Raw genomic sequence first — 21930 nt, forward strand, 5'->3', positions numbered from 1 at the left:
AAGAAAGCGTGGCATGACGCTGTTTCGATGCGAGGTACTGGCAATACCCAAATGTGGAAACAGTGCAGCCACGCTATGACAAGGCATAGCATATCCTGCGCTGAATATCCCCACATTTTGAAAAGTGCCAGTTTTCGCATCGGGACGTTCGGCGAACGTATATGTTATATAAAGGCGAAATCGCAACCGGTGTTGTTCAGTCGCCGTTATTCTCTTATGTTACTTTTGCAAAAGTAGTTAAAATCACCCGAATAACCTTGCAAACAGAAAAAATCCTGCCGTGTTTCACAACAGGGCAGGACACAAGCACCTAAAAACACACAAGTTCCGCCCATGCGCCTAAGGGCGGATTGTGTTTCATTGAAGATTATATGAACCGATGACAAAACAGCTCTGGTTTGCCGTGTCTTTAGTGATGATGTCCCGTTCCCGCATGAAGCGGATATAGCTCTTTGCCGTCCGCTCTTTGATGTCCAAGACCTGCTGCAACTGTTCGCAAAGGTCAATGTAGGTGATGCGTGTCTGCCGCCCGAAGATGTCCCGTGCGACATTCACCAGTTCCCTTTCCTTGCGCTTCTCCTTTTCCTCACGGGGTTTCTCGCCCTTGTAAACGTGCATCCCGGCTTCCTTGTCCCATGCAAAAAGCATCAGCGGCACGTCCAGCGGGCTTCCGTCCCTTACTTTCAGGGCTTTTACCACCGACTGGGCGGGTTCATCGTCTTTCTCTATCGAAAGGATTGTAGCCGCCTTGCGCTGCAATTCGCTACCCAAATGCCCACGCAGCTTTAGTCCGTTCGGGACGAAGTGCAGCACACAAAGAATACAGGTGTTGTAGATGCCAGCCAGTCGGTAGAGTTCATCTATCACCGCCACGCTTTCCGCTTCATCGTTGGCACTCTTTACGAGGTCAGCGATGCCGTCAATGACGACCAACTGGATGCCGCCGTACTGGTAGTAGAACTTGTCCATGCTCTGCACAATGGCGTTCAGGCGTTCCTTGCGTGACATGCCGGTAAGACAAAACGCTTTCAGTTCATCGGGTTTGTCCGGCTGTCTGGCACGTGCCAGCAGGTTGCTTACGTTCTTGAACAGTTGCACTTCCGACTGTTCGGTGTCATAAAGCAAGACCGCCTTGTGCCTGCCGTTGGCGGTTATCTGTATGCCCAGCGTATCTACTTCCGCACCAGCCGGGCAGATGCAGCCCGCCACGATTGCGGCTACATAATTGCTCTTTCCCGTTCCCTCGCCCCCGGTGATGCCGAACAGGTTGCCTTGTGTTCCTAACGGAACATCACCCGCCGAAATAATCTCTTGCGCTTTGGCGGGCGGGTTGTTGAAATCTATCTCGCACGATTTTAGCATAATCAATGTGTCGCTATACAGGTTGTCTAAAAATTCGATAAACAGTTTCAGGAAATCTTCACGGGTGTTCCCGGCTTTGAAATAGTCGGAAATGTCCTTTTCCTCTTTCGTCCCCGGAAGCGGCAGTAGCAGGCGTTTCACGCCAAATTCTTCCAATAGCTTTTCCTGCTTACGTGAACTTTCCCTGCCCGTCTTGTCCATGTCAAAGAGCAGGACGATGTGTTTGAAGCGGAACGTCAGCCGATAAACCAGCGTGGGCGGTATCGTCACCGTTTCGCTGTTGAAGCAGATAGCGTGAAAACCGTGTGCCGCCAGTGAAAGCACGTCTTTCTCGCCGCCCGTGATGAATAGCGTGTCACCTTTGGCGGGCAGTTGCTCCAGCCCGAAACAGTAGTTTTCGCCGAAGCTGCCGCCATAGAAGAAGCGGGGTGTGGAGAACGGACGGTACAGCTTGATATATTGTTTGCCCTTGTAGCCGTACATGGGTTCTGCCACCGATGAAGTGTAGGTGTACGGTTTGCCCTCTGCCGTTTCGCTGTTGTATTCCCGGAGCGAGCAGACCTTGTAATGTTCCAGCAGTTCGGGCGTGATGCCGTACTGTTGCCAGTACACCAGTTCGGCAAGCGGGAACTTCTGTTCCCGGAACTGGTAGGGCTTTTCGGGCGTTTCTTCGGGTTTGTCCGGCACTGCTCGGCGGACGGTTGCCGGGGGAACGGAAACCGGAGTGCCGGAAGCCAGCCCCAAGCCCAAATCCCGGTCGATGATTTCCAGTATCTCCACGAAGTCAGCCGCCCGGTTGCAGTCCAGCCCCTTTAACTGCCCCACGAGGAAGAAGCAGTCGCCGCTGTAACTGTCGTTGCCGAAGTCTTTCATCTTGTAGATACCGCCCCGGCGGTCGAAGTAGATGTTGCAGGAAGCCTTGCTGTCCTCGTACAGCGGGTTAAGGAAGTTGCGACCTATGCGCCAGTTGCCGGGCAGGTAGTGTTTGAATACCGCCAGCCCGTTACTTGTCCTTTCTAAGATTTCCTCTTTCCTTAGCATACAGTTGGTGGTTGGTTATCAGGTTGTCGATGTTCTCCTTGTTGCTCCTAATCAGGCGTTCTTCCAGCATCCGGCGTATCTCGCTGACCTTGTAGAAGTAGCGTCCCCTGATGTTGGAATAGGCGATAGTCCCCGACACCCGCAGGCGTTGCAGGGTCTTTTCGCTTATTTTCAGGAACGTGCAGACCTCGTAGCTGTCCACCCACATGTCTTCCTCGCTTTGCCTTGCCGTTTCCACGTGGTTGAAGATGTAGTCGGCAATGGCGGTAATCTTGTTGTCCAGCTCCTTGTAGGCTTTGGACTCGAATGTTATTATTTCCATAATGGTAACTAATTGATTTGCCGCAAAGTTCGGGTGTCCTGAAAAATAAAACGCCACAGGCGAACCCACCTGTGGCGAAATAAATTTTGTTAAAGAACGGTTGCCTAATCCTGCTCCCTCATGCGCAGCAGCAACCTGTCTTTCAGGGTGGAGAGGAAGCCCGTGCGGTCTTTGGTCTTGGCTTTGAGTTCCATGTAGGTATGGTAGAAGTCGCCGAGGTCGATGTCGAAAACGTATTCAAAATAGGCTACAATCTCCTTAATATCAACCGTTCCCTTGTTCAGACAGCCGCAGGCGTGCAGTGCGTAGACAAGCTCCACCAACGCCCTTTTCGTTCCCGTCCAGCGCAGCACCTTTCCCGTGAAGCCGTTCTTCACCCGCTTGCGCTGTTCCCGGCGTTCCAGCTCATGCAGGCGGTTGGTGAGGTATATTTCCAGCAGTTCGTTGGCTAAAATCTTGGCTACCTTGAAATCGTGACTGGTGCTGAACTGTGGGTCTGTTTCGTAATAGAAACTGTCCACAATGATTTGTATGTCAGGCTTCCCACGCATGAAATACTGCCTGTCCAAGTAGGTGGCTTTCGTGCGGTGGTACTGGTAGAACGCCAAGTTCCGCTGGAACGACTTTGAAATCCGGTCGGTTTCCGACAGCAGGTAGTCCCGCTGCACGTCCTCGCTGCCGCTGGGGAAGCGCACCTCTATCTTGTAAACGGTATTGTAATAGATGATTTTGCTCGCTAAAAGCGGTTTCAGTTCCTTGAAGAAGTGTATTTCTTCTTCCGTGCTGGCGAACGGGTAGGAGATTATAAAGGTTTTGAGTTCGCCCAGTATCTCTTGCAGGTAGTCCACGCACAGGCGGCAGAGCGTCAGCGTGTCCGTTGCGGTGTCCTCGTATTCCTGTATCTGCCATTCCACTTTTTGAAGCAGTCCGGCGAAGTATGTTTCCAACAGTATCTTATGTTCCATAACCTTGTGCTTATCTTTTATGAAGCACAAAGTTACGGGCATAAAAATTCTGTTTTATTCTTGATTTTTCACATTACGTTCTTGTAACTGTGCATTTTCTTGTTTCCTGCGCTTTTCTGCGTATTTCTCCGGGGGTATCTAAAAGATACGCCTTGCAGAAGTCGTTCAGGTTCGATGTCGATGCGAACCCGGTGGTGAACGCCACTTCGGTAAGCGTGAGGTTTGTGTTCGTCAGGTAGTGTTCCACGTCCTTTACCCGTTCCTTTATCACCCATTCCTTAGCCGTGTACCCGGTCATTTTCTTTACCTTTCGGCGGAACGAGCCGTATTCCATGCCGCATTTGTCCGCCAGTTGCTCGGCATCATAGACCATGTAGCCTTTCAGACGTACCATTTCGGTGAATGTCTGCCTGCCCAGTTCCGGCAGCATCCGTTCGGCGTGGCGCAGTTCCTTTTCCGTCACCAACAGGCGGTTGTCCCTTACCGGGTTTCTCCGCAGCAGGTGGAAAGCGTGGCATACCGTGTTGTACACGTTGCAGAGGTACTGCCGTCCCGGTCGCATCCAGTGGAGCGCATCGCAGTAGGCGGTCAGTTCGGGTATCTCGTCCCGCTTGCGGTGCTGTTCCGCCAGTTCGTCAAGTATGGCGTAATGTGTAGTGGACATACCCAGCAGGATAATGATTGCCTTGTAGTCCTTGTACGCCGCCAGTGTCGGCGTTTCCGGCAGGCTTTTGAGCGTGTCGCACACGTGGGCGCACAGCCGCCCGTCCTTGCTGAACGGTTCAAGTTCCAAGTAGTTGTCCATTTTCCGGCTGTTGTGCAGCAGCCATGTTACCTTTTCGTCCAGTTCCTTGCAGGACGCTTCCAGCTCCGCTTCGGGAGCGGGAAGCAATAATGATGTAATCCGTTGTTCCATATCTGATGTTTTATATATGAATGACATATCATTTGTTCCACCTCACGCAATCCGTCCAACCCCATTCATCGAACAGCCATGTTTCTAAGAAGAAAAGTACAAAGGGCAGCAGGAACAGAAAATATGCCTGTAATGCGCTGATATGCTTAGAGCGGCGGTAGCGGTTCAACAATGCCTGTACACGGGCTTTCCTGTATCGTGCAAGAATAAATACACAAATAAACAAAAACATTGCACCTAAATAGCCAAGATGTAAGGACGACCATTGCGGTACATTGTTAATCAGGAGAAAGTTACCGGGCAGAACTACTATCCACCACCAATACCAAAACAGCAGTATAAAACCTGACATCCGACCTATCTTCTTGCCCCAAACCTCTCCCTTGAAATATAGGTAGTCAAAAAAATAGTATCTGTAATTCGTCCGGTTTGCACGTTGCTTCACTCGTTCAAAATAGTTATCTGTCTTTTTTATTCCTTTATTCATAATGGCTTGACAAGGAGCTGCGTTTAGCAGCTATCTTGGCTCGTTAATATTTAGTTATATTTTGCGAAAATCGTTTTTATATTATTCCAAGAAACAGTCTTCAACATTTCCTTTAGTATTGAGGTAGCAACATACAGAGTAATCCGGATATAACTTCTCGGATTTGAATGCAATTTTAATCAAAGGCTTACATTCAAAATTAATAAAATCAATGCGCAAGTCCTCATATAAAGATTGGATGTGTGTTCTTATTGCCTCTTTTGTAATGTTGTCTGCTTGTGAGAATGTAGCTTTGATTATTTTCTCTGATATAGTCTTTTTTATCTCAGAAACTTTTTCATCTGTCAATTTTGCAATCCATTCATTTATGTAAGAATAGATTTTATCATCTTCTTTTATCTCAATATTTATCAACCGACTATGTAATGCCACTTTTCCCGTTACCATGTTCCCTATAAGTTGTCCACCTATTATGACATCTGATTTATACGGAACACCTTGCGTTTTCGTATTTATGATATTTAGTTTCTTGAAAATATCATCCAATACGATTTGGCTTTTAGCAATGAAGAAAAGTGATACATCATCTTTCATAAAAGTGATTGCATCATAGTGCTTGCTTAACCGTAACGTATAGAGAGGAAACTCCTTTATTCTTATTAATTCAGGAAACATTTCTCTAACAGTATAATAATTCAGTCCAAACAATTTAGTTTTATAAACATATTTACACTGAACAGACATCCATTTTACCATTTCAATTAATAAAAGGAAAGATGAATTTGTATAACAAATGTCGTTTGCTATATATACAGGCGGTTCTTCTTTTTGCTCATCTTTCTTTTTTATCAGATAGATAACCTCATTATCCAATGAAAAAGAAAATTCAAATCCGATTTCTGTTTGTTTCATATTCATAAAATCTTTAAGATGAAGATTATTTATCATCCAAAGATTTTTAGGATTTTGCAGATGTGTATCTGATACTGCTTTTATCCCAATTATGTGAATCAAACGATTTATAATGTTCGCAAAATTGTTCATTTCCATGCTTAAATATTAATGGTTAGCAGGGAACGGCTTGTCCGTTATCCTGCGTTGTTAGCGAAATTATTTTATCCACTCACAGAAACTAAGTCAGATACAGCTTTCTTCTTTCAATTATTTTTCTTAGCCATTGAGGGGTGTATTCTTTACTTCGTGGATAATCCTCAAATGCTCCAATAAGCCAATCGGGATTATTGAATATGTCGGAAATGGATGTTATATCATCGTAATTAAAGGATATATCATAAGAATTGCCTTTTTCTATTGTTATACAGCATTGCATCCATGCTCCTTCTTTGGGGGCTTGTAGATACATATCTTTGTGGATATGAAACAGACTGTTATGAATAAGATTTTCTATACTTTGGTAGAGTGTTATTTTCTGAACTTCTTCTTCCCGACAACAAGTAATGTTCATATAAGAAGCAGAAATGAATGTATAGCTTAATACAATTTTATTCCAGTCTTTCGTTTGCTTGTCCGTTGCTTCTATCAGCGCATGTACCAGTTGTTGTATTTGATTTGACACATTTTCAATCTGCCAACTTTGTGTGCGTTTGGGAATAGAAATCTGATTTTGCGACTTTTTAGGTGTTGGTTTTATCATTGTATATGGTGTATTCGATTTTTCACACATACTAAGAACCATATCAAGATACCACAACCAATATTCCTTGCGTTTCTCCGCATTACCTATTTCCATGAAAGGATTGCTGCTCGAATAGGCTATTGAGCATATAAAATCCGCATTCCAGCTTTCAAAGTCGAAAGCATTATCATCTTCACCGTTATAATCCTCTATCTCCAATATGGAAGCTGCATTATTCCGAATAGCATATCCTAAAGCGATGATTGCCCACCCTGCCATATCTTCGCAACTCTCAATGGATTGTTCCGCATAATTGCATAACCGTTCCACCGAAACCGATATGCTTTCGGCAGTGCCCTTATTCTTGTAGAGATAACTATCTATTTCGGACAAGACACTGTATAATGGGTTTTCAGTGTCATATTCCTTTGGAAAGCAAGAACAGACTTTCTTGCAACACTCGCATAATACTTTTTGTACTATACATATATCGCTTATTTGTTTCATCAAATCAACACGATAGGGCAAAGGCAAATGCCCCATACTGTTTTGATTGATTATTTCTTTCAGTTTTTCTACTTGCTGTATCATACTGGTTTCTGTTTTCGCTAATGGCTTGACAAGGAGCTGCGTTTAGCAGCTAACTTGGCTTGTTACCAATATAATTTACAGGGAAACAGATAGCCATTTTTGCTTCCATGAAGAATATCTTTTCTTAGAATCCAAAAGCCATTTGCCTTTTTTTAACAAGAATATGTATTGCTTCTTTTCCTGCATAGGCACTTCTCTGTATGTGTGAACTACAATTTTGTTTTTTCCTTCTTCTACGATATCGGTTATTTTCTCTTCATTAATATCATATTCATAAGAACCTTCATTGCCATAAGATATAGTAGTAGGTCTGCTATTCTTGCGTTCACGAGAAGTGCAGTAGGTCAAAAAGATTTTTGATACCAATTCTTTTTGCTTGTTAAACTGTTCTTCAAATGAAAGTTCACTCTGCTTTGCAATATCATTACACATTACTTCCCACTCGTGCATATTCTGCATGAATTGAAGCAATAAATTCTGTATAGTTTCTTTTAGTTCTGTTTCCATATCTGTTCTATATTATTGGTAATGGTTTGGAAAGGAACACCATTCAGGGGTTATCTTTCCTTGTTACCAATGAATTTACTTTTATATATAGCGTACTCTACTGTGTAAGTAGCCAGCTTCACGCCCAAGAACATACCTACAAGCAATATATATGCTACTAAGCAATATTGATTATACAAGAGGTCTTTTAAGAATACAGGTATCAATAAGGCTATGATTGTAGCGTTCTGAAACCACTTCTGTACTTTCAATAAGAGGTTAATGTATAAATGATTTCCTATGTAATTGAACCCCCATTTATAATTATGCTGTTTCAGATAAGATAGTGAAAACCACAATCCTACAAGTGAAGCAATAAGGGCTACTCGCCACCATGCTCCCATGTATGGGAACATACCTTTTAAGAATGTCAGCAAAACAATACCTATTATGCTACATTCATATACTATTCTTACTTTTGTTACATCATTCATATATGTACGCTATTTGTTGGTAATGGGATGCAGATAGCAACCCATTGAGGTTGCTTATCTGCGTGTTAGTTGCCTTATTCCATTAAATTCCCATCAGGTAAAATAATATCTCCGTCATCACTACTCACATCGAAGAAGCCAACACCATATTTCTGCGCCAAGGCTTTCATCTTTTCGTATGCTTCTTCCGCTACCGACCACGCAAATGCTGCATAAATGACATTATGCCCTATGCTGTAATCGGTCAAGTGTGCTTCGGCATCATCGTCTTCCACCTCTACGTCAGAAGCATTCATGTTTGGAAATGTCTTAATCATTTCTTCATACCATTCCCGCAGGGCAAACGATGTGACGGCAGGGTCGTTGTAACCGTGTTCTTCACTCCATTCTGTTTCTTTGCCATACCATACAAGAAACTCTTTGCGCTTTTGCGGAGCTTTTGTCCGCTCGAAAACCATTAAATCGTAACTCATAATTTATTCTTCTTATGTTTCTATTATTTTGTTATATTGGCAACTAATGGTTCAGCAGGGAACGGCTTGTCCGTTATCCTGCGTTGTTAGCATTATTTTTTTGTTGTTCCTTCCATTGCAAAAGCAAATCTTCTACTTCTTTTGCACCTATTTCCTTTGCTAAAGCAAGAGGGGTGTTGCCGTTACTATCTTTTATATTAAGATCTGCATGATATTCTAAAAGCAATTTAACCAGTTCAATGTTATTATTGGCAATGGCTTCCATAATCGGATATACTTTATATGTATCGTATGGACTTTGGTAACCGTTTACGTCAATGCCATGCTCCAGCAATATACGGGCTAACTTCACATTAGACAATTTACAGGCGTATGTCAGGAGCGTCAGCCCGTATTCGTCACTATATAATCTGTTATTAATGTCCTTATACCTGGTAAGGGCATATTTCAGTACATCCTCTTTATCAAAGTAAATCGCCGTATAGAATATGTCAAACTCATAAAAATCGTTACCCATTGCCATAGGTTCATCTTTTCCAGCCAGCAACCGTTTTATGGTTGCCATATCATTGTCACGGCAGGCAACCCCCAACGGATAAAGTTGATAGGTTACATCCCGTATCGTATCTTGCCGCAATGGATTTGCTTTCACGCTATCAAAGCAACAAAAAAACGCTGCAATAAAAAGTAATGTCCAATTTATTATCTTCATATTTACTTTTTTAAGTCGAACATTAATGCTAATGGCTAAGCGGGGAACGCTGTTAGGCGTTATCACGCTTTGTTAGCAATATTTTTACTTCTAAATTCTTTTAATTTCTTTTCAATAAAAGCAAAGTCATTGATTGCTTTAATCCCGTCTTTTGCTCTATCGTATTTTTGTCGCCATTTTCTAATGCCATACAGATAAAACTTTAATCCCTCTTCCGTTAAATCTCCAATTTTTATTTCAGTATTATCTGTAGGCTTTTCTCCTTTTTTTAGTATTTCTTTAGTTGTCAATCCATTATCTTGTAAGAAATGGATGATATTTTCAAAAAAGATAATTTGCTCTGTTTTGAATTTATCAGTTAAGGGTGGTATAGACTTCATTTGAGTAAACCATCCTAATTTTGATATTATCTCGTCTTTATCCATATTTCAAATTTTATTGCTAATGGTTTGGTGAGGAACAGCGTTAAGCTGTTATCTCGACCTTGTTAGTTGCTGACTATATTTACTTAATGATTTCAATGTCTTGAATAGGTATATAACCTATAGGAGCATTAAAAATGGAATTTATTTTGCACCAGTCATTTGTTAATTTACTTATGACAACAGGCATTCCAAAATTGACTGCTATACCATCTTCGCCTCTGGTAGTTTTTTCTCCATTAGGCAAAGAATAAATGTAAGAACTGCATAGTATGGCACTATTTCCAACTTGTGGAGTAAAAATCGTCCTTTTAGCATTTGGAGGGCTCTGTAATATTATATTATACTGAGCTTCCATGCATTTCGTAGATAAGAATAGGTATGCTTCAAAACAGTCATTACATTCATTCTCTTCAGGAAAATGCTCTATATGAAAACCCGGAGCGTCAGCATACAACTTTCCGTGAGTTTCATCTCCTCTATTATATACCCCATATATCAATCGCCCATTAGAATCATAATATGCGATACTATGCAATGCACCCCCGTCAGCCCATCGCTTAAATACTTTCCTAATATTGTTATCGCTATCGAAATACATAGTGAACAATATATTGGCATTCTTAATTTGACCATCATCTAAGATTTTGTATGAATGGATTTGATCAAATTCCATATATTCATCCTCTATTACTTTTCCTAAACTATCTAAAGGAACAAGGTATGCAATTCTCAAAGGCATTTTGTTTATCGCATCAATCTCTGTTTGAATAGTTTCCTTATAGTTTTGTGCAAAAGTATAAGGTGAAAGCAAGAATAAAACATAAAGTATAATTACTCTTTTCATATTGCAACTAATTTATTTATAACCGCACCTTATGGTGTCGTTCTTACACTTCTATAACTGCACCTCACGAATTATCCAGTGTATCAAGAGGATTCGGGATTTTTGCTTTATGGGCACTTGAAACATGAAGATAAATGGTTGTGGTCTTGATGTCGTTGTGTCCCAGCAATTCCTGTATCGTGTGCAGGTCTGTTCCCTGTTCCAGCAAGTGTGTGGCAAAGGAGTGGCGCAGCATGTGTACGTGTACACGGTGTTTGATGCCTGCACGATGTGCGGCTTCTTTCAGCACTTTCACCAATGCACTTGCCGAATATTGCTCTCCGGGTGTTTCGCCCTCAAACAGCCATTTTTGTGGGCGATATTCCCGAAAGTAGTGCCGTAGTTCTTCCAGCAACTTGGGCGAAAGGAGCGAATAACGGCATTTCTTCCCCTTGCCCATGATGCGAACCGACATTGTTTCACTGTTGATGTCCTGCGGGGTCAGGTTAAGCAATTCGCTTCTTCTAAGTCCGGCAGAGTAAACCAACGAAATCATGCAGTGATGCTTGATGTTGGAAATTTGTGCAAGGATGCGCTTAATTTCATTCTTGCTCAACACTTCGGGCAGGCTCTTGTACTCTTTGGCACGGGTGATACCGCCGTAGTATTGCCGTTTGCCGCCTTTCACCTGCTCGTAATAGAACTTGATAGCATTGATGCGCATATTCTGTTGCGACACCGAGATTTTCTTCTCGTTCACAAGATAGAGTATGTACTTGTTGATGTCCGGCACTTTCAGGCGGTCGATGTTCCGTCCCTTGTGATATTCCATGAAGTCGCTGAAATAGGCACGGTATGTTTTGACGGTCGAGGGGCTGTAACGCTTCTGTTCCAGCAGTTCGAGGTAGCCTTTCGGCAGTGTGTATTCCCTTTTAGGTTTGGGATGCCGCACGTAAACTCGGCTGTAATCAATATAGGCGTGGGGTGAATAGCGGTCGTAGAAATCCGGCAGGCTGAAAGCGGCTGACGCTATGTATGCAGAGCCGTTGCCAGTCATTTCCATGCCTGTGTCTTGGGCGAGCAGTTGGGCGACAGCCTGACTGCTCGCATATTCTATCCGTATGTAGTCTGCACCGTCCCTTGTTTCTTTGTGCAGCACGATGCTTCCTCTTTGTTTCTGAACCTTATCCATGTCGCTGAATTTTGCTTCATGCTCCAAAGATAAAACAAAAACGCCACATTTTGAACATACGTTCAAAAATAATAGATGTTAAAAAAACAAAACAGTATCAGGCTTTAAGCAGCGAATAGATATAGCGAAAGTTTTCTGCCAGTTCGTCCACGTTCAGACCGTTCAGAAATGCTTGTTCGTATGACAGTCCTAAAAACATTTGCCGGAACATGGTAGCCGTTTTCTTCACGTCCGTGTCGTTTCTGATTTCCCCGCTGTTTTTTGCTTTTTGTATGACTTTCTCCCATAGGTCATAGTCTTGTCGGTAGATTTTCTCAATTTTCTGCCTGATGCCCGGATAGTACATACGCACTTGTGACAGGAAATGAAAGTAGTAGAAGTTAGGGCTACAATCATGCGGGCTGTTATTATCGTCAATCAGTTCAACAATCCTTTTCATGGAAGCGGCTACCCCCGCCACGTATTGCCTGATGAACTTCTCCAACGTATCGGCAGGAGTGGCGAACTTGTTTCCCGGTTCGTGCATTTTTAACACGTATTTGTCTGCCACAGCCATGAATAAATCCAGCTTGTGCGGAAAATAATAAACGATACCCGTTTTTGTCACTCCGCAGGCTTTGGCAAGCGTGATGATGCTTGCTTTCTCATAGTTCATCCTGACAAATACCCCGAACGCTTTATCTATTACTTCTTCACGGTTAGTTATTATCATACACGTTTGTTTTTAATCGGTTACGAAGATACGGATTTTGTTTTAACCATTTGTACCCCAGTGTTTTTTTTAGTGCAAGGTGCAAGTATATATTTATATATATAGCTTGCACCTTGCACTAACCCAAAAATATTTATTATCAGATATTTGCGAGTTTCAAAAGAATGCCGTATCTTTGAACCCGAAAGTTAGGCAGACAAACAGCGGTCAAAGTCAGACAGGCTTAACGGTTGGAAATCGTTACTGTTTCGTTACCTATTTGAAATTTTGAAAGCAAAGTAGCTGACATATAAGCGGTTAGAGTTACAGGTTCAAAACCCTCCCTCTCCGCAAATGACCGGAAGGTCGGTTGGGTTGCAAACGAATGTTTGCAACCTTTTTTATTTTCGGGGTGGACAAATTTGTCCGGAGCGGTTTGAAGATAAAAGTTGGTCGTATGGCTGGCAGGCGAAAATCAGGAGTTCACAAGGTCGCCTCCAGCCCGACGGAGGGAAGGACGGGCGGCAAGTGGTAACGCGAAGTCGAGCGCGCTCTGCCGAAGAGTGGAAACGGGGCGAAATGTTGTACGGAAGCACAGCTTTTTTGTCTCTGCAACGCGGCAAAGTCGTTCGAATTAGCTATGGCGTCTGCATTGAGCGTGAGGCTGTAAAGGGGCTGGCAAGTTTTTTATCTTCCGAGAATCGCATATTCGGAAATGATTTCTAGATAAGAGTACGAATAAAAATAAATAAAGAGGGTGTCTGCGGTTTGTCAGACACCCTCTTTTCTTCGAGCTGTTTCCGGGACTTGAACCCGGGACCTCTTCCTTACCAAGGAAGTGCTCTACCGCTGAGCTAAAACAGCAACTTTCTCGATTTCGAGTGGTGCAAAAGTATATAACAAAAATGAAATAACAAAAAAATCGGCGGATTTTTATCGCAGAATGCGTTCCCGTTTTTTCTTCGTATTTGTGTAAGTGACACAAAATTAATTCATTAGTTTTTTATACAGGTTGTGTCTTTTCCTGCCAGGCTGGAAAATGTATTGGTTTTTCTGATTTAACAATTTATTTCTATAAACAAAAAAAAGCACAATTGATTAGTGTTTAAGATGCTGATATTCAAGATGTAATATTTTGAATGTCAAAGAAATCTTGCTTTCTTTTACTTTGAAATTGTTTTGATAGTAAAAAAATAATAATTTTATTGCTGAAAATTCATCAATTATTAACCTTAATTATTTTAATCGTTTATGGAAAAATTAAATGTTGCGGAACGGAGGACATACGTCGCTCCGGAGTTAAGTATTGCAGAATTTGCAATCGAGAACGGTTTCGGCAATTCTGTCGCTTCGTTCGAAGAGGAAACCTATGAATAACCCCTCAACCTTCCGAATTATTATGAAAAGATTTTTAGCTTGTTTTGGTTGTGCAGCCGTTTTGGCTGCTTCGGTTTCCTGTACGAAGGATACGACGGTTGCGCCGGAAGTTAAGCAAGGAGCTATGAAATCACCGCTTCGGTAGAAGGTACCCGTACTTCGTTGGAAGGTGCTGATGTACGGTGGTCGGCGAACGATGCGCTCGGTATTTTCTCCGGGACGAAGTTCGTGAACGCGAAATTTACCACCAAGGATGACAACGCTGCATCCGCGACTTTCACGGGCGATGCGACCGATGCTGAGGGTACGGAGGCTGCGAAGGCTTTCGCCTATTATCCTTATGCTGCAGGTGCTACGCTGGAAGGAACGACCGTTTCCGGTCTGGAGATTCCTGCCGTGCAGACGTTCGCCGAGGGAACTTTCGCTACGACGCTCAACCCGATGGCGGCCGTAGGCGAAGATCATACATCGTTGGCGTTCCGTTCGGTGGGTGCCGTGCTGCGTTTCAAACTGACGGGTACCGATACGTTCAACAAACTGATCCTTACGGGTAACAACGACGAGTCTATCGCCGGTGCTTATGCGCTGGATTTCAGTGGTGAAGTGCCTGCCATGACTTTCTCGGGCGAGGGTAAATCCATTACGGTGACTTGTGCATCGGACGTAACGCTCAAGACGGATGTTGCTACCGAGGTGCATTTTGTCGTACCTGCCGGGATCGAGTTTACGAAGGGTGTTTCGCTGAAGATCGTTCACAGTTATTACAGTTGGGATGCCGGTGATGTGAATAAAGAGATTTTGACCCGTAAGTTCACGACTCCGCTGACCACGGCGGCCAATAAACTCTATAATGTGACGGAGTTCAAGGCGGAAGACCTCTCTTCGGGCATGGACACCAACCTGCGTGCTTATCTGTTGAGTGAATACGATGCGAATGGAGACGGTCTGCTCTCGCAGGCTGAGGCCGAAAGCGTAACGGAAATTTATTCGACTGGTTTCGGGGGCAAGGTAAAGAGTTTGATGTATATTGAGCGTTTCCCCAACTTGGAGGTGCTTGTTGTCAATTCGAATTGCGACGAACTGAATGGTATTACGCTGTCGAACAATAAGAAGCTGACAAGGGTGTCGCTCTCTCCGGCCAATGGTTTGTGGTCGAGTCTCAATGTGAGTGGGCTTGAAAACTTGACGACGTTTGAGCTCAAGTTCTCCAACGACCAGGCCAACTTGTCCAAGATCAATCTTTCCAATTGTCCGGCATTGAAGAAAGTGGTTGTCGAGGGAGCCAAATCGCTCGAAACTTTGGATTTGACCGGTTCCGCATCGACTGTCGAAATGTTCTGGTTGCAGTCTTGCCCCAAAATGACGACCGTGGACATCCACGAGATGCCCATTACCACTTTCGCATCGGCTGACTATGCATCCAGCGGTACGAATATGTTCGCCGACGGTACCATGATCATCGCTACGCTGGCTCAAAAGTCTGCGATGGCCAGCCAGTATTCCGACTATGGCGTATCCGTTACCTGGTGGTGCGTCGATGAGGAGCGTACGGAGGCTGCTGCGTCGATGAATGCCGTGCTGCGCAAGGCTATTCTGGACGACGAAACCGTCAATCCCGTCGGAGATATCAATACGGTGATTACGGAGGAGATGCTGGCTAAGGTGACGGAGATCAATATAACGACTTCTATGGATGCTACCGGACTTACCCTCGACGGATTGGATTTGTGTACCAATCTGACAAAGTTGTCGATCAATGCATGGCAAGTTTCGTTGGGCGACATTGACCTGTCGGCTTTTACGAAACTGACCGATGTGACTATGTCGCCGACCGCAGGCTATACTTCGATCCAACTGCCTGACGGAATTAAAAGCTTTAAGTCGATTATCAAATATGCTAATCATGAACCGGTTGGTCCGACGACATTGGATCTGACTCAATATACCGACTTGGAATATGTGAGCGTAATGGATAGCTACGGAGAACCCGCAGCGCTGAAGTCGCTGAATGTATCCGGATTGAGCAAGCTCGCGCTACTCTACGTCGGCGGCACGGCTGAAGTGAATATCGCTAACTGTCCGTTGCTGACTACTTGCATTCAAAATTATGGCACGTACGAGTCCGGTTTCTACTGGTCCGGCTACGATTCGCAGACGATTATCGTCGAGTCCGAGGCTAAGAGAGATCAACTGAAGACCAGTTGGAAAGAGGTGATGGGCTACGGCGAAGAGAATCCTGCCAATGCATGGACGATTCAGTAATGGTCCTTCTGCGTCACAACGGTAGCGGGCGCGAGGATGCCTGTCGCCGGTAGCGATGCTTTCCGGCCGGTTGTACCGGCTGATACGAACAACGATATCCCGCCCGAGGTTTCCCCGGGCGGGATTTTTTGCCGCTTGCCCCGCCGGGGGCATGTCTTTCTGCGGTGAGAACGTTTTGCATAGTACGGATGGAGTATGAATAAGATGGGAAGCGGCCCGGATTCTATGATTTGAAAAGTGCGAAGAAAAAGTTCGGAATTGATAATCATTTTATATCTTTGCTTCCGGTTTATAACTAAAAATATATGAAACGTATCTTAATCGTAGGTGCCGGTGGCCAGATCGGTTCCGAATTAACAACTTATCTCCGTAAAATTTACGGAAACGACAATGTGGTCGCAACGGACGTGCGCGAGTGCAAGCAGCTTGCCGAGTCGGGACCTTTCGAGGTGATGAACGCCCTGGATGCCAATGCAATGGCGGAAATGGTGTCGCGTCAGAAGATCGATTCGATTTTTAACCTGGTAGCCCTGTTGTCGGCTGTTGGCGAAGCGAAGCCCCAGACGGCATGGCAGGTCAATATCGGTGCGCTGATGAATTCGCTGGAGGTGGCCCGTCAGTATAACTGTGCGCTGTTCACCCCCAGTTCGATCGGCGCGTTCGGTCCCTCTTCGCCCAAGGACAAGACTCCGCAGGATACCGTGATGCGTCCGACGACGATGTACGGCGTATGCAAGGTGACGGGCGAGATGCTCGGCGACTATTACCACAGCCGTTTCGGTGTGGATACCCGTTCGGTGCGTTTCCCCGGATTGATTTCCAACGTGACCCTTCCGGGTGGCGGTACGACCGACTACGCGGTGGAGATCTACTACGAAGCGATCCGTTCGGGCCGCTTCACCTGCCCCGTGCCGGGCGATGTCTATATGGACATGATGTACATGCCCGATGCGCTGCGTGCCTGCGTGGAGCTGATGGAGGCCGATCCGACGAAGCTCGTACACCGCAACAGTTTCAACATCGCGTCGATGAGCTTCACGCCGGAGATCATCTATGCCGAGATCAAGAAGCGTCTGCCCGACTTCACGATGGATTACGACGTCGATCCGGTGAAGAAAGCCATTGCCGAAAGCTGGCCCAATTCGCTCGACGATACCTGCGCCCGTGAGGAGTGGGGTTGGAAGCCCGAGTGGGATCTGTCGAGCATGACGGACGATATGCTGGAGGTGATCCGCAAGAAGAATCTGAAATAGTGTCCCGTAATCCGTTGCGGGAGCTGCGCGGCGATCCGGGCGGAGAATCGGGCGGAGTTGTGTCGGCGGACTCCCGCGAGGCACGGACCGGTTCCACGACGATCGTCGATACTTCCGAGAGTTGGGACGGCACGGCGCTGCCGTCTTATCCTGCGGGAACGCCCCGTATTACGATTCTTCGGATTACGATCGCTCCCGGTGAACGGCTGGCGATGCACCGTCATCCCGTAATCAATGCCGGTGTCGTGCTGCAAGGCGAACTTACCGTTGTTGCGGAAAACGGTCTGTCGAAGACTTTTTCGGCGGGCAGCGGTATCGTCGAGCTGGTGAATACGTTCCACTATGGTGAAAACCAGGGGACGGTGCCGGTTGATCTGGTGATGTTCTATGCCGGAGGCGCGGACCTGCCGCTTTCCGTGAAACGATAAGAAACGGCCCTGAAGTTTTCTTCAGGGCCGTTTTATGTCTGTTTCGGAACACCGGGGCGAGGTCCCGATACGGACTTTCGGTAATGAAATAAAAAGACAGACGGGTTAAAAATCGTAGCCGACGGAGAGGGACCAACTGCGGTTGCGGAATTTGGAGGTGTCGTCTTCCTGGGCGATGTTGAGGAAACCGCCGCCGTAAGAGGCGCCGATATAGACGGAGTGGATGCTTAATCCGATGCCTATCCGCCCGCCGAAGTCTCCGCGTTGAAACATTTTATTTTTGCCGAACAAATTCTGTTGGATTTCAAGTCCCAAGTCGTCAAAGGACTGTTTGCCGTCCACACCCAGCGATCCGTAGAATCCGGCGAAAGGAATGACAGCGACTTTCGGGGCGAGCCGGATGTGGTAGTTGAGCATGACGGGAAGTTCCAGGTACATTGCGTTCAGGGAGAGCTCAATGTCCGAGCCGCCGTCGGTAGCTTGGACTTTTCCTCCCTTGTTGTGCAGCATCAGGCCGAACTGGAAATAGAAAGGCTTGTCGTTCAAAAGCCGGACCTGGTCCGTCAGGCCGATGTTGAATGAAGTGCGTAATTCCGACAGGTATTTCTCTCCGGAACCGGTATCCAGGATGCTGATTTTGCTCATATCCATACCGACCCGAAGGCCGAAAATATTCTTTTTGGGCGTTTGTGCCCATGCGGTGGAGATGGCTGCCGTTATCGCCAGCAAACAGAGTAGAAGTTTTTTCATACGATCGAAGTTAGGGTTAGTTTTCTATACCGAAGATAAGAAAATATCGGTAATAAAAAAGGTTTTTCGTTGATAAAATAAGTTTTTGGCGTCGGATTTGCCGTTTCTTATAACCGACTTCGAAGGGAGAAATAATGTTATTCGAATAACAGTTTGTCTGTAAAAATCGTTATCTTTGCACGGTTCGACAGATTGCGCTGCGGCAGTTCGGAATTCGGATCCGCCTCGTTGCGACTTTTCGTGCGTCCGGTGGGTGCGATCCGGCAGACAACCGAGGTTGCAGGCAGATGCCGCACCTGTGAAACGACCGTTGAAAACGAAATTGTTTTTTATAAAATTCAAAAAATTACAGCTATGCAGATTGTAGAGATCCATGCAAGAGAAATCCTCGATTCGAGAGGTAACCCGACCATCGAGGTCGAAGTAAGAACCGTATCGGGTGCATTCGGCCGTGCAGCCGTGCCGAGCGGTGCTTCGACGGGAGAGCACGAAGCCCTTGAACTGCGTGACGGCGACAAGAGCCGTTATTCGGGCAAAGGCGTCGAGAAGGCGGTGGAGAACGTGAATAACATCATCGCTCCGGCGATCGTCGGTATGAGCGTAACGGATCAGGTGGGCATCGACAAGACGATGATCGCGCTGGACGGTACGCCGACCAAATCGAAGCTGGGCGCCAACGCCATCCTGGGTGTTTCGCTGGCCGTAGCCCGCGCTGCCGCCGACTATTTCGGTCTGCCGCTCTACCGCTACATCGGCGGTGTGAATGCCAAGACGCTGCCCGTGCCGATGATGAACATCATCAACGGCGGTTCGCATTCGGACGCTCCGATCGCTTTCCAGGAGTTCATGATCCGTCCGGTGGGCGCTCCCTCGTTCCGCGAAGGTCTTCGCATGGGTGCCGAGGTGTTCCACAGCCTGAAGAAGGTGTTGCACAACCGGGGCCTCTCGACGGCCGTAGGCGACGAAGGAGGTTTCGCACCCGCGCTGAAGGGTACGGAGGATGCGATCGAGTCGATCCTCGAAGCGATCAAGGCTGCCGGTTACAAGCCGGGCCGCAAGAGCGAGGGCGGCGACGTGTCGATCGCTATGGACTGCGCCTCTTCGGAGTTTTATGCGGACGGTGTTTACGACTATACGAAGTTCGAGGGTGCGAACGGTGCAAAGCGCTCTTCGAAAGAGCAGGTCGAGTACCTCAAGAGCTTGGTCGCCAAATATCCGATCGATTCGATCGAGGACGGTATGTCCGAGAACGACTGGACGGGTTGGCAGATGCTGACGGCCGAGCTGGGCGACAAGTGTCAGTTGGTCGGCGACGACCTGTTCGTAACCAACGTGGATTTCCTGCGCAAGGGTATCGAGATGGGATGCGCGAACTCGATCCTGATTAAGGTGAATCAGATCGGTACGCTGACCGAAACGCTCGACGCTATCGAGATGGCGCATCGTGCCGGATATACGTCGGTTACTTCGCACCGTTCGGGCGAAACCGAGGATTCGACGATCGCCGACATCGCCGTAGCGACCAATGCGGGTCAGATCAAGACCGGCTCGATGTCGCGTTCCGACCGTATGGCCAAGTATAACCAGTTGCTCCGGATCGAGGAAGAGCTCGGTGACGAGGCGATTTACGGCTATACCAAGGTTTACCGCAAGTAATCCCCGTTTAATGGAAGAATCCCCGCCGCAAGACCAATGCTTGCGGCGGGGGTTCTTTTGTTGTAGGCTGTCGTGGAGTGCGATATCGTAATGTCGTTTCCAGGGCCGTATTTGCCGGATGTTTTACTCTGTGTCCTCTGCCGTTTCGGAACCGGATGCAGCAGGCATTTTTTCCGGATCGATTCCGAAAGCCGATACGATGATCATTTTTTCATCGACATTGTTGGGGTTGGTGACGATGATGCCGTATTCACCGGCAGGGGCATCTCCGAAAGTCAGGTAATAGGAGTTTTCTCCGTATTTTTCTGCGGTAAAGGGCAGGTACTCCATATCGTTGGATGTGACGTTGAACGAACCTACGGCCGAGATGACTGCCGAGCGTTGTTTTCGGTTGTTCTTCATGGCGAATACCCGTACGATCGACATCGGGTCGGTTTTGTTGTCTACGGCGCGGACAATCAGATTGACCGGTTCGTCGGCTGCGAAGCGTACGTTGGCTTGACTACCTGCGACGAGAATTTTAGTTTTCGACTTATTGACGGCCAGACCTGCTATATACACTCCGGCTCCGGTGCGCATTTTGACATTGTGTTTTTCCAATTTTTCAGCCGTGCCGTCCGAATGAATCGCCAATACTTCGCCAATGAAATCGGGTTCGGGAATTTGGGCGGCGATACCGGATGCCAATACCAGGGCGAACAGCGTGAAAAGAATTTTTTTCATTGTTTAGGGATATTTGCTTGGGGTTTATATTTTGTTCGGAAACGTTCTTGGGGAAAAGTGGATGTATTCCCGGGCGAATGAGTTTCCGCTGCAAATATAAGTAATTCCCCCCCCCGCCAAAATTTACCGGGAAAAATTACGGATACGGTTGAAAAATGACGATACGGAAGCGATGTTCGTGCGGCGGGTGATTCGAATCGGTTGGGGAGCGCGGAGGCAGGACGAGTTGTTGCCGAACTATTTTTTCTTGTGTGGATTGAAAATACGGTATCCGATCGACAATCCGATCTTGTTGGGATACCACTCCGACGAACCGTTGAACGGATCGGGGTATTGGGGTTCGACCTGATGGCCGGGATCCATGTCTATCTTCCCGTCCATGGAATAGCCGTTGTAAAAGCTGCTCATCCACGACCAGCCGAGGTAGGCGTCGAGCACCCAGCGTTCGCGGAAGATATGTTCGTAGCCGACGCAGAGGCCGATCATGAATCCGTAGCCTTTGCTGTATCGGTTTTCGAATTTGAGCTTCCAGTTTTCGATGTAGGGTTTCGAGAGGTCGAAAGCCTGCATGCCGATATTGGCTCCGAGGTACCAGCCTCGGTTGTGCTCCTTGAAATAACGGCGGTATTCGCCCATGAAGATACAAAAGAGGGCGTGATGGTTGTTTATCGACTTCCACGGAGAAACGACTATTTCGGTCTGGAAGGTCGATTTGGGGGAGAGCGTGAATTCGACGGCGGGATTGACTACGCCCACGAGCGCATAGAGTCCGTTGAGTTTGACGTAGGTTTGGGCGGAAATTTTCGATGCGCAGCCTGTTGCGAGCAGGCATGCGAGCGATATTTTAAGAATGAGTTTCATAGTT

Annotated in this window: 23 protein-coding genes and 1 tRNA gene; 5 read left to right on the forward strand and 19 right to left on the reverse strand. The window is 46.3% G+C overall.

The features are described from left to right. Nucleotides 1-357: 357 nt before the first annotated feature. From ALIPUT_RS09445 to ALIPUT_RS09525, 16 genes are all read right to left on the reverse strand, one after another. Nucleotides 358-2403, reverse strand: a complete 2046-nt coding sequence (locus tag ALIPUT_RS09445; RefSeq protein ID WP_004329674.1) for a bifunctional DNA primase/helicase — start codon at nucleotides 2401-2403, stop codon at nucleotides 358-360. Beyond that, nucleotides 2366-2725: a helix-turn-helix domain-containing protein gene (locus ALIPUT_RS09450; protein WP_004329675.1), complete on the reverse strand. Its 360-nt coding sequence runs from the start codon at nucleotides 2723-2725 to the stop codon at nucleotides 2366-2368. The genes ALIPUT_RS09445 and ALIPUT_RS09450 overlap by 38 nt, the downstream gene beginning before the upstream one ends. A gap of 104 nt (nucleotides 2726-2829) precedes the next feature. Further along, the gene (locus ALIPUT_RS09455; protein ID WP_004329676.1) at nucleotides 2830-3732 is read right to left on the reverse strand and encodes an RteC domain-containing protein; all 903 of its coding nucleotides are present in this window, start codon (nucleotides 3730-3732) and stop codon (nucleotides 2830-2832) included. A 31-nt stretch (nucleotides 3733-3763) separates the two neighbouring features. Then, nucleotides 3764-4606: a helix-turn-helix domain-containing protein gene (locus ALIPUT_RS09460; protein WP_004329677.1), complete on the reverse strand. Its 843-nt coding sequence runs from the start codon at nucleotides 4604-4606 to the stop codon at nucleotides 3764-3766. A gap of 28 nt (nucleotides 4607-4634) precedes the next feature. Further along, complete coding sequence (locus ALIPUT_RS09465; RefSeq protein ID WP_004309989.1) at nucleotides 4635-5093, reverse strand: hypothetical protein; 459 nt, start codon at nucleotides 5091-5093, stop codon at nucleotides 4635-4637. Nucleotides 5094-5174: 81 nt separating this feature from the next. Next, nucleotides 5175-6143, reverse strand: coding sequence for a hypothetical protein (locus ALIPUT_RS09470; RefSeq protein ID WP_004329678.1), 969 nt, complete (start codon nucleotides 6141-6143; stop codon nucleotides 5175-5177). An 82-nt stretch (nucleotides 6144-6225) separates the two neighbouring features. Then, nucleotides 6226-7320 (reverse strand): Imm5 family immunity protein, encoded by a 1095-nt coding sequence (locus tag ALIPUT_RS09475; protein WP_004329679.1) that lies wholly within the window; start codon nucleotides 7318-7320, stop codon nucleotides 6226-6228. Nucleotides 7321-7395: 75 nt separating this feature from the next. Beyond that, nucleotides 7396-7827 carry an NTF2 fold immunity protein gene (locus tag ALIPUT_RS09480; RefSeq protein WP_004329680.1) on the reverse strand — a complete coding sequence of 144 codons (432 nt, stop codon included), beginning with the start codon at nucleotides 7825-7827 and terminating at the stop codon, nucleotides 7396-7398. 50 nt (nucleotides 7828-7877) lie between these two features. Further along, complete coding sequence (locus ALIPUT_RS09485; RefSeq protein ID WP_004329681.1) at nucleotides 7878-8300, reverse strand: hypothetical protein; 423 nt, start codon at nucleotides 8298-8300, stop codon at nucleotides 7878-7880. 74 nt (nucleotides 8301-8374) lie between these two features. Continuing rightward, nucleotides 8375-8773: a hypothetical protein gene (locus tag ALIPUT_RS09490; protein WP_004329682.1), complete on the reverse strand. Its 399-nt coding sequence runs from the start codon at nucleotides 8771-8773 to the stop codon at nucleotides 8375-8377. 73 nt (nucleotides 8774-8846) lie between these two features. Then, entirely contained in the window at nucleotides 8847-9485 is a 639-nt protein-coding gene (locus ALIPUT_RS09495; RefSeq protein WP_004329683.1) for an ankyrin repeat domain-containing protein, read from the reverse strand. Between the two features lie 62 nt (nucleotides 9486-9547). After that, on the reverse strand, nucleotides 9548-9910 hold the full coding sequence (locus tag ALIPUT_RS09500) for a hypothetical protein (protein WP_004328536.1): 363 nt from the start codon (nucleotides 9908-9910) through the stop codon (nucleotides 9548-9550). A gap of 79 nt (nucleotides 9911-9989) precedes the next feature. Continuing rightward, the gene (locus ALIPUT_RS09505) at nucleotides 9990-10754 is read right to left on the reverse strand and encodes a hypothetical protein (RefSeq protein ID WP_004329684.1); all 765 of its coding nucleotides are present in this window, start codon (nucleotides 10752-10754) and stop codon (nucleotides 9990-9992) included. Nucleotides 10755-10818: 64 nt separating this feature from the next. Next, the gene (locus ALIPUT_RS09510) at nucleotides 10819-11925 is read right to left on the reverse strand and encodes a tyrosine-type recombinase/integrase (protein WP_004329685.1); all 1107 of its coding nucleotides are present in this window, start codon (nucleotides 11923-11925) and stop codon (nucleotides 10819-10821) included. A 97-nt stretch (nucleotides 11926-12022) separates the two neighbouring features. Next, nucleotides 12023-12637, reverse strand: coding sequence for a TetR/AcrR family transcriptional regulator (locus tag ALIPUT_RS09515; RefSeq protein ID WP_004329686.1), 615 nt, complete (start codon nucleotides 12635-12637; stop codon nucleotides 12023-12025). 771 nt (nucleotides 12638-13408) lie between these two features. Continuing rightward, nucleotides 13409-13480, reverse strand: a tRNA-Thr gene (locus ALIPUT_RS09525). A gap of 387 nt (nucleotides 13481-13867) precedes the next feature. Between ALIPUT_RS09525 and ALIPUT_RS13235 the strand changes: the two genes are divergently transcribed. The 4 genes from ALIPUT_RS13235 to ALIPUT_RS09540 all read left to right on the forward strand — a co-directional run bounded on the left by ALIPUT_RS13235 (nucleotide 13868) and on the right by ALIPUT_RS09540 (nucleotide 17936). Then, nucleotides 13868-13993 (forward strand): hypothetical protein, encoded by a 126-nt coding sequence (locus tag ALIPUT_RS13235; protein ID WP_004329688.1) that lies wholly within the window; start codon nucleotides 13868-13870, stop codon nucleotides 13991-13993. A 162-nt stretch (nucleotides 13994-14155) separates the two neighbouring features. Beyond that, the gene (locus ALIPUT_RS09530) at nucleotides 14156-16255 is read left to right on the forward strand and encodes a fimbrillin family protein (protein ID WP_004329690.1); all 2100 of its coding nucleotides are present in this window, start codon (nucleotides 14156-14158) and stop codon (nucleotides 16253-16255) included. A 305-nt stretch (nucleotides 16256-16560) separates the two neighbouring features. Next, nucleotides 16561-17508, forward strand: coding sequence for an L-threonine 3-dehydrogenase (locus tag ALIPUT_RS09535; RefSeq protein ID WP_004329691.1), 948 nt, complete (start codon nucleotides 16561-16563; stop codon nucleotides 17506-17508). Continuing rightward, nucleotides 17508-17936 carry a cupin domain-containing protein gene (locus tag ALIPUT_RS09540; RefSeq protein ID WP_004329692.1) on the forward strand — a complete coding sequence of 143 codons (429 nt, stop codon included), beginning with the start codon at nucleotides 17508-17510 and terminating at the stop codon, nucleotides 17934-17936. Before ALIPUT_RS09535 ends, ALIPUT_RS09540 begins: the two co-directional genes overlap by 1 nt. Before the next feature lie 105 nt (nucleotides 17937-18041). Here the strand turns inward: ALIPUT_RS09540 and ALIPUT_RS12155 are convergent, their stop codons facing one another. Further along, complete coding sequence (locus tag ALIPUT_RS12155) at nucleotides 18042-18686, reverse strand: porin family protein (RefSeq protein WP_004329693.1); 645 nt, start codon at nucleotides 18684-18686, stop codon at nucleotides 18042-18044. A 354-nt stretch (nucleotides 18687-19040) separates the two neighbouring features. Here ALIPUT_RS12155 and eno point away from each other — a divergent pair, with 354 nt between their 5' ends. After that, nucleotides 19041-20342, forward strand: coding sequence for a phosphopyruvate hydratase (eno, locus tag ALIPUT_RS09550; protein ID WP_022460427.1), 1302 nt, complete (start codon nucleotides 19041-19043; stop codon nucleotides 20340-20342). Nucleotides 20343-20465: 123 nt separating this feature from the next. Here the strand turns inward: eno and ALIPUT_RS09555 are convergent, their stop codons facing one another. Further along, nucleotides 20466-21065 (reverse strand): hypothetical protein, encoded by a 600-nt coding sequence (locus ALIPUT_RS09555; protein WP_004329696.1) that lies wholly within the window; start codon nucleotides 21063-21065, stop codon nucleotides 20466-20468. 237 nt (nucleotides 21066-21302) lie between these two features. Then, on the reverse strand, nucleotides 21303-21926 hold the full coding sequence (locus tag ALIPUT_RS09560) for a DUF3575 domain-containing protein (protein ID WP_004329697.1): 624 nt from the start codon (nucleotides 21924-21926) through the stop codon (nucleotides 21303-21305). Nucleotides 21927-21930 lie beyond the last annotated feature (4 nt).

This window comes from Alistipes putredinis DSM 17216 (assembly GCF_000154465.1).
GTDB lineage: Bacteria > Bacteroidota > Bacteroidia > Bacteroidales > Rikenellaceae > Alistipes > Alistipes putredinis.

Bases quoted from the DNA above. Each gene is read 5' to 3' on its own strand.
- ALIPUT_RS09455 (WP_004329676.1), bottom strand. From the start codon at position 3,732: ATGCCCGTAACTTTGTGCTTCATAAAAGATAAGCACAAGGTTATGGAA.
- ALIPUT_RS09475 (WP_004329679.1), bottom strand. From the start codon at position 7,320: ATGATACAGCAAGTAGAAAAACTGAAAGAAATAATCAATCAAAACAGT.
- ALIPUT_RS09500 (WP_004328536.1), bottom strand. From the start codon at position 9,910: ATGGATAAAGACGAGATAATATCAAAATTAGGATGGTTTACTCAAATG.
- ALIPUT_RS09555 (WP_004329696.1), bottom strand. From the start codon at position 21,065: ATGAAAAAAATTCTTTTCACGCTGTTCGCCCTGGTATTGGCATCCGGT.
- ALIPUT_RS09450 (WP_004329675.1), bottom strand. From the start codon at position 2,725: ATGGAAATAATAACATTCGAGTCCAAAGCCTACAAGGAGCTGGACAAC.
- ALIPUT_RS09485 (WP_004329681.1), bottom strand. From the start codon at position 8,300: ATGAATGATGTAACAAAAGTAAGAATAGTATATGAATGTAGCATAATA.
- ALIPUT_RS09490 (WP_004329682.1), bottom strand. From the start codon at position 8,773: ATGAGTTACGATTTAATGGTTTTCGAGCGGACAAAAGCTCCGCAAAAG.
- eno (WP_022460427.1), top strand. From the start codon at position 19,041: ATGCAGATTGTAGAGATCCATGCAAGAGAAATCCTCGATTCGAGAGGT.
- ALIPUT_RS09515 (WP_004329686.1), bottom strand. From the start codon at position 12,637: ATGATAATAACTAACCGTGAAGAAGTAATAGATAAAGCGTTCGGGGTA.
- ALIPUT_RS13235 (WP_004329688.1), top strand. From the start codon at position 13,868: ATGGAAAAATTAAATGTTGCGGAACGGAGGACATACGTCGCTCCGGAG.
- ALIPUT_RS09535 (WP_004329691.1), top strand. From the start codon at position 16,561: ATGAAACGTATCTTAATCGTAGGTGCCGGTGGCCAGATCGGTTCCGAA.
- ALIPUT_RS09560 (WP_004329697.1), bottom strand. From the start codon at position 21,926: ATGAAACTCATTCTTAAAATATCGCTCGCATGCCTGCTCGCAACAGGC.
- ALIPUT_RS12155 (WP_004329693.1), bottom strand. From the start codon at position 18,686: ATGAAAAAACTTCTACTCTGTTTGCTGGCGATAACGGCAGCCATCTCC.
- ALIPUT_RS09480 (WP_004329680.1), bottom strand. From the start codon at position 7,827: ATGGAAACAGAACTAAAAGAAACTATACAGAATTTATTGCTTCAATTC.
- ALIPUT_RS09470 (WP_004329678.1), bottom strand. From the start codon at position 6,143: ATGGAAATGAACAATTTTGCGAACATTATAAATCGTTTGATTCACATA.
- ALIPUT_RS09505 (WP_004329684.1), bottom strand. From the start codon at position 10,754: ATGAAAAGAGTAATTATACTTTATGTTTTATTCTTGCTTTCACCTTAT.
- ALIPUT_RS09510 (WP_004329685.1), bottom strand. From the start codon at position 11,925: ATGGATAAGGTTCAGAAACAAAGAGGAAGCATCGTGCTGCACAAAGAA.
- ALIPUT_RS09495 (WP_004329683.1), bottom strand. From the start codon at position 9,485: ATGAAGATAATAAATTGGACATTACTTTTTATTGCAGCGTTTTTTTGT.
- ALIPUT_RS09465 (WP_004309989.1), bottom strand. From the start codon at position 5,093: ATGAATAAAGGAATAAAAAAGACAGATAACTATTTTGAACGAGTGAAG.
- ALIPUT_RS09445 (WP_004329674.1), bottom strand. From the start codon at position 2,403: ATGCTAAGGAAAGAGGAAATCTTAGAAAGGACAAGTAACGGGCTGGCG.
- ALIPUT_RS09460 (WP_004329677.1), bottom strand. From the start codon at position 4,606: ATGGAACAACGGATTACATCATTATTGCTTCCCGCTCCCGAAGCGGAG.